This is a genomic window from uncultured Rothia sp., from assembly GCF_937976295.1.
GTDB lineage: Bacteria > Actinomycetota > Actinomycetes > Actinomycetales > Micrococcaceae > Rothia.
This window is the reverse complement of sequence record NZ_CALJRY010000284.1, coordinates 1-6,629: the sequence shown is the minus strand read 5'-3', so window position 1 is coordinate 6,629 and position 6,629 is coordinate 1. Positions and strand designations below refer to the sequence as shown.

At 60.1% G+C, this 6,629-nt stretch carries 5 protein-coding genes; 3 read left to right on the top strand and 2 right to left on the bottom strand.

The window, feature by feature from the left end:
- The first annotated feature begins 415 nt into the window (after positions 1-415).
- Positions 416-1,618: a pyridoxal phosphate-dependent aminotransferase gene (locus Q0216_RS07540; protein WP_298594217.1), complete on the top strand. Its 1,203-nt coding sequence runs from the start codon at positions 416-418 to the stop codon at positions 1,616-1,618.
- A 462-nt stretch (positions 1,619-2,080) separates the two neighbouring features.
- Positions 2,081-3,112 (top strand): 6-phosphofructokinase, encoded by a 1,032-nt coding sequence (locus tag Q0216_RS07535; protein WP_298594215.1) that lies wholly within the window; start codon positions 2,081-2,083, stop codon positions 3,110-3,112.
- A gap of 106 nt (positions 3,113-3,218) precedes the next feature.
- On the opposite strand, the gene Q0216_RS07530 is transcribed toward Q0216_RS07535, so the two are convergent.
- Positions 3,219-4,439, bottom strand: coding sequence for a folate-binding protein YgfZ (locus tag Q0216_RS07530; protein ID WP_298594213.1), 1,221 nt, complete (start codon positions 4,437-4,439; stop codon positions 3,219-3,221).
- A 65-nt stretch (positions 4,440-4,504) separates the two neighbouring features.
- Complete coding sequence (locus Q0216_RS07525; RefSeq protein WP_060824393.1) at positions 4,505-5,194, bottom strand: FABP family protein; 690 nt, start codon at positions 5,192-5,194, stop codon at positions 4,505-4,507.
- Between the two features lie 563 nt (positions 5,195-5,757).
- On the opposite strand from Q0216_RS07525, the gene Q0216_RS07520 reads away from it, so the two are divergent.
- The gene (locus tag Q0216_RS07520) at positions 5,758-6,435 is read left to right on the top strand and encodes a response regulator transcription factor (RefSeq protein WP_298594211.1); all 678 of its coding nucleotides are present in this window, start codon (positions 5,758-5,760) and stop codon (positions 6,433-6,435) included.
- Positions 6,436-6,629: the final 194 nt, after the last annotated feature.

The window sequence follows — 6,629 nt, the reverse complement described above, 5'->3', positions numbered from 1 at the left end:
ACTCGAACCTGCAACCTGCGGTTTTGGAGACCGCTGCTCTACCAATTGAGCCACCACCCTTTGAAGTTTTCACTTCAGATGTGAGAGTTGCTTCTCACTCGCTTACTCCTCCATTGCCTCCTAAGCCGTGGCTTTAGAGGGGCAAACAATTACACCCTTGCGGGTGCAGAACTAACTGTAAACCATCTTTCGGGGCCGATGCAACTTCAGAATGTAATATTTTTTCGAAAAACCTCTTGAGATACCCTGACGAAGGGTTCCGCATCGCTACTAGTGGACCGTATCCTAATAAGAGGAATGCCGCATATACCCGCGCCCATCCCGCGCGGATTGGTCCCGCACGCGCATTCCCATCACCTAATTTGCTTGTCGACTTCACGCCGGCAGCGCACACGAAGAAAGAGAAGAGAGCCCCATGGCGCGTATTTCAAGCCGCATCGGTGCCATCGCACCCTCCGCAACCCTTGCCGTCGACGCAAAGGCAAAAGCACTCAAGGCTCAGGGACGCCCCGTCATCGGTTTCGGCGCAGGCGAACCGGACTTCCCCACCCCCGCGCACATCGTGAACGCAGCACGCGAAGCGCTCAACGACCCCAAGAACTTCCGCTACTCCCCCGCCTCCGGCCTTCCCGAGCTGAAGAAGGCCATCGCGGAAAAGACCCTGCGTGACTCCGGTGTAGAGATTGACCCCTCCCAGGTCGTCATCACCAACGGCGGCAAGCAGGCCGTCTACCAGGCATTCGCAACCGTCATCGACGAAGGCGACGACGTGCTGCTACCCGCACCCTACTGGACCACCTACCCCGAATGCATCCGCCTGGCAGGCGGCAACCCCATCGAGGTGTTCGCCGGTAGCGACCAGCACTACAAGGTCACCGTCGAGCAGCTCGAAGCCGCATACACCCCCGCCACCAAGGCGCTCATCTTCGTCTCCCCCTCCAACCCGACCGGTGCCGTCTACACCGAAGAAGAAACCCGCGCCATCGGCGAATGGGCACTGTCCAAGGGTATTTTCGTGCTGACCGACGAGATTTACGAACACCTCACCTATGACGGTGTTAAGGCAGTCTCCATCCTGAAGGCAGTACCCGAGCTCGCTGACCTGTGCGTCATTCTCAACGGCGTGGCAAAGACCTACGCCATGACCGGTTGGCGTGTGGGCTGGATGATTGGCCCGCGCGACGTTATCGCCGCAGCCTCCAACCTGCAGTCCCACATGACCTCCAACGTCAACAACATCGCCCAGCGCGCAGCCCTCGCCGCTCTGACCGGCCCGCAGGACGACGTGGAAATCATGCACGCCGCCTTCGACCGCCGCCGCCGCACCATTGTGGAGGGCCTGAACGCTATTGAAGGCGTGCACTGCCCCGTACCCACCGGCGCGTTCTACGCCTACCCGGACGTACGCGAACTGCTCGGCAAGGAAATTGAGGGCGTACGCCCGCAGACCACCGCAGAGCTGGCTGAACTCATCCTCGAAAAGGCTGAGGTCGCTGTGGTTCCCGGTGAGGCATTCGGCCCCAGCGGCTACCTGCGCCTCTCCTACGCGCTGAGCGACGAGGACCTGGCGGAGGGCCTGGCACGCCTGCAGAAGTTCCTCGGTCAGGCACGCGACTAGTTCACGGCTCTCCAAACCGCGTCTCTCGCCACGGCGAGAGATACGGTTGAGGTGCTGGGTGAACCGGCGCAAAACAATCAATCACAGAGCTATTGACCGTTTTTTGTCCTAAAAACCGAGAATCCCACAAATATTTAAAAATATTTTTAAAACGAATGAGGCTTCCCGCATCTTTACAGATGTGAGGAAGCCTCATTCGCCTCTTCGGTGCCATAGGTGGGAAGGGACGGCTATTTGTATTTCAAACCCAAACATACAGGTGCCAAAAACCTAAACTTTTCAATACCAAAACGGGTGCTCCCACGGCTTTCCACCGCTACCCACACAACCCAAACATCGCTAAAATAGAGACCAAGAGAACGACCTCCCGACCGGCGCGCATTCCTGCGCCAAATTCGTGGAGGTCATAGTTATATACACGCGCGCACAACACCTAAAACGCGCAGACATTAGGAGCCAACCATGAAGATCGGTCTGCTTACTTCCGGCGGCGACTGCCCCGGCCTGAACGCTGTCATCCGCGGCGCTGTCCTCAACGGCATTAAGAAGTACGGTTACGAGTTCGTCGGCTTCCGCGATGGCTGGCGCGGCGTCGTTGAAGGCGACTACATGGACCTGCCCCGCCAGAAGGTCCGCGGCCTGGCAGGCCAGGGCGGCACCATCATCGGTACCTCCCGCACCAACCCCTTCGACGGCCCCAACGGTGGCCCCGAAAACATCAAAATCATGATGGAACGCCACGGCATCGACGCAATCGTCGCTATCGGCGGTGAAGGCACCCTCGCAGGCGCAAAGCGCCTGGCAGACGCAGGCCTGCCCGTCATCGGTGTTCCCAAGACCATTGACAACGACCTGCGCGCAACCGACTACACCTTCGGCTTCGACACCGCAGTGTCCATCGCAACCGATGCGATGGACCGCATCCGCACCACCGGTGAATCGCACCACCGCTGCATGGTCGCAGAGGTCATGGGCCGCCACGTCGGTTGGATTGCACTGCACTCCGGTATGGCTGCAGGCGCACACGCAATCCTGATTCCCGAGGTCAAGGTCTCCATGGAGCAGGTCGCTGAATGGGTCAAGGAAGTACACGACCACGGCCGCTCTCCCCTGGTTGTTGTTGCTGAAGGTTTCATCCCCGAAGGCTTCGACGACGTCATGGCAAATAAGGGTACCGAAAAGGACGGTCGTCCCCGCCTCGGTGGTATCGGTGAATACATCACCCACGAAATCGAGAAGATGACCGGCATCGAAACCCGCAACACCATCCTGGGTCACATCCAGCGCGGTGGCGCCCCCACCGGCTACGACCGCGTGCTGGCAACCCGCCTGGGTATGGGCGCAGTAGACATGGTCGCCCAGAAGCTGTGGGGCAAGATGGTCTCCGTTCAGGGCACCGTAGTCAAGTACGTACCCCTCGAAGAGGCACTGGACGGACTGAAGTCCGTACCTCAGGAACGCTGGGAAGAAGCAGCCGTACTCTTCGGCCGCTAAACCCTACAGCCTCAGCACATAAGCTGAGCGCACATACTAAAACCGCGGAGGCGGGCACTCGTAACGGGTGTCCGCCTCCGCGGTTTTGTTGAGGTAGCCAGATGCTCTAGCGCTTCAAGAAATCCTGACCCGACAAAGAACGACGCGCCACCTCACCGGACTCCGGCGAAACCACCGTCGTCTGAGCCACCGCGTACTCGGTTGCCGGCGCCGGCGACCCATCGGGCAGGAAGTCGCCGCCATCAACCGCACGCAAAGGCGCCTGCGGGTCAACGCCGCGCTTAATCACAGCCAACGCAATCGGGCCCGCCTCGTGATGCAACGCCACCGAGGTAATGCGACCGACCGGGCGGGACTTGCCCTCCACGAACAGCTCACTACCCGCCGCCGGCAGGGTGTGCTCCGACCCGTCAATATCCAAGAACACCAGGCGGCGCGGCGGGCGGCCCAGGTTATGCACACGAGCTACCGTCTCCTGGCCCTTGTAGCAGCCCTTATCAAAATGCACCGCGGTACGGGTGTAATCCAGCTCCTGAGGGATGGTCTTATCGTCCGCCTCGGTGCCGTAGCGCGGGCGCCACGCCTCAATACGCAGAGCCTCCGCAGCCCACAGACCCGCAAAACGTGCATCCGAAGATTCAGCCAGGGCGGGCAGAATAGAGCGCGGCACAATGCTCAAGAAACGCTTGTAGTCTGCGCCCGGGTGGTTATCGCCCGCCTCATCGTAACGGTAGCTACCCGGTGCCGGAGTGTGCCAGGGATCCTCCCACACCAGCGGCTGAGCCTCAGCGAGCGCCGGATGCACCGAGCCGTCCTGCAGAATCGGGTTGCGGGCGCTCTCCAGTACCGCGTACTCGTCGCTGAGGTTCTGCACCTCAACGCGCATCATGAACTTCATGCGGTTCAGGTAATCGGTCAGCGGCTGAGCCTGGTTGCCCTCTACGATCAGCCAGAGTGCCTCACCGTCTTCGATAGCGGCGGGTGCGTACTCCACGCGGCCCTGAGGGGAAAGCAATAGGAACTCGCGGCTCTCCCCTGCGGTCATGCCGGTTAGAATCTGCGAGGCGATGGAGGTCAGCCAGGTCTGGCGGTCCGGTCCCTCAACACGCACCACGCCCAGGGAGGAACGATCCACCAGCACCAGCGACTCGCCCGCACCGGCGGAGCGGTCAAAGCTGAGGGCGCGCTGCTCCAGCATGGGGTTGCCGTAGTGTGCGGCAACGCCCGCATCCAGCCCGGAGGCGGCAAAAGCGCCGTGCAGGCTCAGCAGGGGGCTCGCCGGGCGGGTGGTCTCCAGCTCGGTTGCTTCAAGCGAAGATTCAGACACGGAAGGTGCACCTTTCACGCAAAGAGTCTGCCCCGCCGATTAGCGGGGCAGACACAAGTTAGTTATTAGGCGGTGGGCTCGGAGCCGGGCTCGCCGGTGGGCTCTTCACCGTCCAGGGAACCGAACATCGAGGTACCCAGGGAATCGCCGGTCATCGACGAGGTCTTACGCAGCTCAGCGGAGGCATGCTTGTGGAGCTTGCCCTCGGCGTCCGCGACCTCCCAGTCCCACATGAGGTTGCCGTTGACCAGGCCCCACAGGCGCACGGAGCCCGCGTAGTCGTGGGAGATGTCGTCGCGCAGCAGGTTGCCGGTCTGCATGCGAATGACCGGGCCCTTGACCATGCCCACGTAGTTTTCGCTAATACCGCCGGGGTGCGCGATGGTCGCCAGCAGGGAGAAGCCGTCGTCCTCGTTGCGCAGGGTTTCAACGCTCTCGGCGTCGGGGAAGGCGGGTACAACATCCTTGGGGACAATACCGAAGCCGCCGTCGGCGTCGGTCAGGGGGCGGTCAATCTGCCAGAAACCGGTTTCAACGGTGATGGGGCGCAGCTTCTGACCCTCGTCATCGAGCAGGAAAGATTCAGCGCGGTATTCGATGAAGGGCAGACCGTCCTGCTCAAAAGTAATAATCTGGCCGAAGGGGGTGTTTTCCTGGCCTTCGTACCACATGGTTCCGGTACCTTCCCAGGTGCCGAGCAGCCATGCGAAGGGAACAAGTTCAGGGGTTAGGTTAGTAGGGATTTCAATAGCCATACCTTCTATTCTAGTACCCGTGAGTAAACTGGCGCCCTGTTCGTTCGCCCACGGCACGGGGTAGCGTAGCCGCCTGCAGAGTGAACGGCGCAGTGGGCGACATAAAGAAAACCCCCAACCGGAGGGGACCGGGTGGGGGTTCACGCCGTCATTGGCGAGGCGGTAACGAACCGTATGAGGCAACCGCCTAAAGCCCTGTGTGGGCGATGCTTCTGCTCTGTACGGGAAGATTACTTCTGACCGCTGAAGAGGCCACGCAGCACTGCGAATGCACCGATACCGATGCACACGGAGATGATAGCCATCAGCGACATGAAGAGAGCTTCAAGAGCCATAAGATTGTTTTCCATGCCTTAAACCTACCATAGACTCCCCCTGAAAAGGGTGCAGAATCGGTGCTAAAGACATACTGGACAGAGCTATCGGCAACGACCTGCTCAGAGGGGTGGGTCAACAGTCCGCTATACGATATCTGTTCTCGCTCTTTACCGCCTCCACAGCTGCAGCATAGGCGGGCGAGTACACTAGAAAGAGCCTAATATTTTACTGGGAAAGGAGAGGGTGTGTACCGTATTGCGCTCATGAGCGATACCGCCGCGCAGGATATGATCCCCTCGCTGAGCCTCCTCAGTCACAAGGTACACGTCTTCCCGCTCGACACCGCCCACACTGCCCTCGAAACCGAGGCTTTCGACCTGCTCATGGTCGACGCCCGCACCGCACTCGTCCAGGCACGCCAATGCGCCCAGCTGTTGCGCGCCGCCGGCGTGCAGTTGCCGCTCATCGCGCTCCTGAACGAAGGCGGCATGGCGGCGGTTGCAGCCTCCTGGCAGGTTGACGATATTGTTTCTGACCAGGCGTCCCCCTCCGAAATGGATGCACGCCTGCGCCTCGCCATCAAGAGCGACACCGGCGCAGAAGAAGAGAACTCCGAAGAGCGCATCGTGCGCGCCGGCAACCTCATTATTGACACCCAGGCGTACTCCGCGCACCTTTCCGGCACCGCACTGAACCTGACCTTCAAAGAGTTTGAGCTACTCAAGTTCATGGCTCAGCATCCCGGACGCGTCTTCTCCCGCGCCCAGTTACTCTCTGAAGTGTGGGGTTACGACTCCTATTACGGCGGCACCCGCACCGTGGACGTACACGTGCGTCGTCTGCGTTCCAAGCTCGGCACCGAATACGAGCAGATGATTTCGACCGTGCGTAACGTGGGCTATTCCTTCAACAGCACCCGCTAAATTTTTGCGGCGCTAACCGCTATTTTGGTGTGCCCGTTCTCAAGTAGCCTCGCCGCTGAGTCGAGTACCGGAATGTGTAAATGTTCCGGTTCTTGTCATATTCGCCCAGGACGAAGAGCAAACTCTTCAAAGAGCAACCATCCCCGGTAGAGTTGAATCAGAAGGCTACGAAAGAAGGCGATGATGGTACACAG